The sequence below is a fragment of the Pseudomonas sp. L13 genome (assembly GCF_009935965.1).
Taxonomy (GTDB): domain Bacteria; phylum Pseudomonadota; class Gammaproteobacteria; order Pseudomonadales; family Pseudomonadaceae; genus Aquipseudomonas; species Aquipseudomonas lactis.
Genome location: NZ_QODJ01000135.1, coordinates 1,323 through 1,584 on the forward strand (window position 1 = coordinate 1,323; position 262 = coordinate 1,584).

The window sequence follows — 262 nt, forward strand, 5'->3', positions numbered from 1 at the left end:
GTGCCCTTCATACTCTGCTAACCTCAGTGGGGATATTTTTACACCATTATAAGATACTGAACCTTGACCGCCAATTACAAGTTTGCCAAAGTGGACTGGGTTTTCAGGGACTGCTCCATATGCAGCACCAGCTTCAAAAAGGGACTCAGGATCAGCCCTTAAAGAAGAACACAGTGATACCACAGCCATCGTAAAAAGTAAAATCCCCTTTGCCCAAGGCATAGTAAGTTCTCAAGCAAACCCCAAGAAATTCACAGTTATT

The 262-nt window shown here is 43.5% G+C and carries 1 protein-coding gene; it reads right to left on the reverse strand.

Features of this window, described 5'->3' with window-relative positions:
- On the reverse strand, positions 1-222 hold a 222-nt coding region (locus DK871_RS28820; protein ID WP_218581567.1), incomplete at its 3' end, for a hypothetical protein.
- Between the last annotated feature and the right edge of the window lie 40 nt (positions 223-262).